At 46.4% G+C, this 2,696-nt stretch carries 2 protein-coding genes and 4 tRNA genes; 1 reads left to right on the forward strand and 5 read right to left on the reverse strand.

Going from position 1 to position 2,696, the window contains the following annotated elements; genetic code table 11:
- Window positions 1–392 precede the first annotated feature (392 nt).
- Entirely contained in the window at window positions 393–1,037 is a 645-nt protein-coding gene (locus ACRC27_RS03670) for an isochorismatase family protein (protein WP_438639214.1), read from the forward strand.
- Window positions 1,038–1,292: 255 nt separating this feature from the next.
- On the opposite strand, the gene ACRC27_RS03675 is transcribed toward ACRC27_RS03670, so the two are convergent.
- From ACRC27_RS03675 to wecG, 5 genes are all read right to left on the reverse strand, one after another.
- Window positions 1,293–1,369: transfer RNA gene (locus tag ACRC27_RS03675), tRNA-Pro, on the reverse strand.
- 29 nt (window positions 1,370–1,398) lie between these two features.
- Window positions 1,399–1,485 (reverse strand) — tRNA-Leu (locus ACRC27_RS03680).
- A 63-nt stretch (window positions 1,486–1,548) separates the two neighbouring features.
- Window positions 1,549–1,624 (reverse strand) — tRNA-His (locus ACRC27_RS03685).
- A gap of 61 nt (window positions 1,625–1,685) precedes the next feature.
- Window positions 1,686–1,762, reverse strand: a tRNA-Arg gene (locus tag ACRC27_RS03690).
- Between the two features lie 119 nt (window positions 1,763–1,881).
- Window positions 1,882–2,622, reverse strand: a complete 741-nt coding sequence (gene wecG, locus ACRC27_RS03695) for a lipopolysaccharide N-acetylmannosaminouronosyltransferase (RefSeq protein WP_438639215.1) — start codon at window positions 2,620–2,622, stop codon at window positions 1,882–1,884.
- Between the last annotated feature and the right edge of the window lie 74 nt (window positions 2,623–2,696).

Raw genomic sequence — 2,696 nt, forward strand, 5'->3', positions numbered from 1 at the left:
ATTGTCAGTCACTCGTTTAACTAAGTATCTTTTGGATAGTCAGCGTCTTCAACGAGTGCCCACACAGATTGTCTGATTAATTTTTTAAAGAGCAGTGTCAGCGCTTTCACGTTGACAGGGCGCGCATTATTCCGCATTACCCTCTGGCTGTCAAGGTTTGTTTTTCACATTCCTTAAAAGCGTTTTATTCTTTACTGCTTAGCTTTCAGTGATTTGCATCACAGTTGCCGTGTCAGTGGGGTCGCATTATAGGGCGTTTTGAGTTTGGTGCAAGGGTTAATCGAGGATAATTTGCATTTTTCTGTCTGTTTGATGAAAATCCAATCAAGACGCCCGTTTTTGCGAGTTATTTGTGCTGTTTTTACCTTTTTATGGCTTATATAACAGGAGAGATGATGAAAATTGCTACGCTTGAGGTTGATCCACAATGTACCTTTTCACCGTTATGCCCCGCAGAGTTACCAGTACAAGGGGGTGATGAGATTGCTGATGAGCTAAATCGGCAGGCTATGCTGGCAACGCTTCGTGTTCTGACTAAAGACGCACACCCGGCCAATGCAGTGTGGGTTGTTCCGCAGCCAGATCAGATGTTGCAGCCATTGAGCTACCCAAATGCAGATTTAACTTGGGTAGCGCATGCCGTACCTGGAACGCGCGGTTTTGAAACCATTCCTGGTTTACCGGCCATTACGGAGTACGATTTTGTGGTCTGGAAAGGGATTGAGGCCGATTTGCACCCTTATGGGGCTTGTTACCATGATCTGCGTGAAAAAATGAGTACCGGATTAATTGAATGGCTACGCGTTAATGAGGTCTCGATCATTTTACTCGGTGGGCTGGCGACCGATTACTGTGTGAAAACCACTGCGCTGCAATTGCATAAAACAGGGCTGTTTCAGGTATGGGTCAATTTAGCGGCATGCCGTGGTATTGCTGAGGCGTCAACAAAAGCGGCGTGTGATGAAATGCAGCAGGCGGGGATCCAGCTTTTTGATAACGCCACTCACATGGCTGATGCGCTACATTTACTCTCTTGAGATTAAGATGCTTGATTTAATACCGCCATCAATAGAGTTTTGTATGGCGGCTCTTTCTTTATATCCCTAATAGAGGATTATTTTTATCTTTAACATCTCTAGGCACACAGATAAATCAAAGAAGATATATGAAGGTGTATATAGATAGAAAGGAGAATTAAAGAAAGATCCAAGGAAGAGAGCAAAGAAACATCACTGAGGTATGGCTACCACCAGATAGCAAAAAGCCCGCTCATTGAGCGGGCTCTTCTAAGATGGTCGGTGAGAGAGGATTCGAACCTCCGACCCACTGGTCCCAAACCAGTTGCGCTACCGGGCTGCGCTACTCACCGAAATATCTTTTTATTACGCTAAGAAGTTGTGGTGCGAAGAGAGGGACTTGAACCCTCACGTCCGTTAAGACACTAACACCTGAAGCTAGCGCGTCTACCGATTCCGCCACCTTCGCATATCACTGTACTTCTTTTTGCTCTTTATCAACACCGCATATTGTATGCCATGCTGTTTAATCTGGGGTGGCTGATGGGGCTCGAACCCACGACAACTGGAATCACAATCCAGGACTCTACCAACTGAGCTACAGCCACCATAGAATCATTGTTACTACATTTTTATCAGCTTGTGTTTCCACAACGTCTGGCACTTAAATGGCGCGCCCGACAGGATTCGAACCTGAGACCTCTGCCTCCGGAGGGCAGCGCTCTATCCAGCTGAGCTACGGGCGCCCAACGCGCCGTTGCGGGGTCGCATATTACGGATTTCACCTATCCCTGTCTAGCCCTTTTCGTGTTTTTTTTCACAAAAAAGGCTAAATGGTCATGTTTTAGCCTAAATCGGGTAAAAACTACAGTTTTCCGCTGAAGTGATACGCAACATACTTGAGCAACTTCACTTGTCGTCGCCAACGTGTAGGTTGTGACAGTAAGCGATAAAGCCACTCTATACCCAATTTTCGCCATATAGCAGGGGCACGCTGAACGTGGCCAGTAAATACATCATACGTACCGCCAATGCCCATATATAAAGCATCAGGGTAGTGCACTCGGCAATCACGCATAAAGAGCTCTTGTTTAGGCGACCCCATGGCAACTGTAACCAGTTTTGCACCACTAGCACGGATTTGTTCAAACAGTTCTGGCCGCTGCTCGGCAGTAAAGTAGCCATTTTGACTGCCGACAATGTTTACATTCCACTGCAAGCGCAGTTTCTCTTCGGTTTCACTCAATACTGCTTGCGTACCCCCGACCAGAAAAACCGGCAACCCTTGTTTACCGGCCTGCTCCATTAACGCTTCCCACAATTCACAACCCGGTATCCGCGCTAGGCGGTGAGTGTTGGGATATTTACGCTGTATAGAGTTTACAATGCTGACACCATCGGCATATTTGTACTCGGCATTTGCCAGCAAGGTATTGAGTTCGGGTGACTCTTCGGCTGTCATCACTTTTTCGGCATTAATTGCAATGAGCGTACCGGTTTTCACGGCATTAGGCTCAAGCAAGTAGTCGACACACTGAGACATATTGCTAAAGCCCCAGATCTCTATCCCACGTAATGTATATTTAGGAATATCAGTCATCATCATTGTTATTTCGCCTTTATCTGCCGGATCAAGCCGCCACTTTCACACAGCCAGTACAGTAATTTAGCCAGTAGCAA

It is taken from the genome of Plesiomonas sp., from assembly GCF_051650925.1.
GTDB lineage: Bacteria > Pseudomonadota > Gammaproteobacteria > Enterobacterales > CAMTGL01 > Plesiomonas.

Excerpts from the sequence above, each read along its gene's own strand:
- ACRC27_RS03670 (WP_438639214.1), top strand. The coding sequence starts at position 393 with ATGATGAAAATTGCTACGCTTGAGGTTGATCCACAATGTACCTTTTCA.
- wecG (WP_438639215.1), bottom strand. The coding sequence starts at position 2,622 with ATGATGATGACTGATATTCCTAAATATACATTACGTGGGATAGAGATC.